The 836-nt window shown below is 61.7% G+C and carries 1 pseudogene; it reads right to left on the reverse strand.

Annotation, left to right across the window (positions count from 1 at the left end):
• A pseudogene (locus N7568_RS22480) lies at nucleotides 1-827 on the reverse strand (pyruvate dehydrogenase (acetyl-transferring), homodimeric type); the annotation flags it as partial.
• Between the last annotated feature and the right edge of the window lie 9 nt (nucleotides 828-836).

Here is an 836-nt window from a genome sequence, read left to right on the forward strand (position 1 = left end):
TGGAGGTTGCAGTTGATCACGAAGTTCAGGTTGTCCAGGTTCTCGTTCGCGGCGAGCTGGAGCAGGCCACGGGACTCGGGCTCGTCCATTTCCCCGTCACCAAGGAACGCCCAGACCTGCTGGTCGGAAGTGTCCTTGATCCCACGGTTCTGCAGGTACCGGTTGGACTGGGCCTGGTAGATCGCGTTCATCGGGCCGATACCCATCGACACGGTCGGGAACTCCCAGAAGTCCGGCATCAACCTGGGGTGCGGGTAGGAGGACAGGGCATGGCCGGCCTTGGACTTCTCCTGACGGAACCCGTCCAGATCCTCTTCCGTGAGCCGGCCTTCCATGAACGCCCGGGCGTACATGCCCGGCGACGCGTGGCCCTGGAAGAACACCTGGTCCCCACCGGAAGGGTGGTCCTTACCGCGGAAGAAGTGGTTAAAGCCCACCTCGTACAACGTCGCGGCACCGGCATAGGTGGAAATATGCCCGCCCACACCAATATCGGAACGCTGCGCACGATGCACCATCACCGCAGCGTTCCACCGCATGTACGCACGATACCGGCGCTCGAACTCCTCGTTGCCCGGGAACTGCGCTTCCTGGTCCACCGGGATCGTGTTCACATAATCAGTGGTCGTCACCATCGGCACACCCACCGACCTCGCACCAGCACGCTGGAGCAAACTCCGCATAATGTACTGGGCACGCTCGGTACCCTGCTCCGCGATCAACGCATCAAGGGACTCAATCCACTCAGCGGTCTCTTCCGGATCACGATCAGGCAGCTGGGCAGTCAACCCGCTGAGGATGTGTGAGGTCTCTTCTCCTGCAGCCACGTCCAACCT

Source organism: Paenarthrobacter aurescens, from assembly GCF_025421775.1.
In the GTDB taxonomy this organism is placed as follows: domain Bacteria; phylum Actinomycetota; class Actinomycetes; order Actinomycetales; family Micrococcaceae; genus Arthrobacter; species Arthrobacter aurescens_B.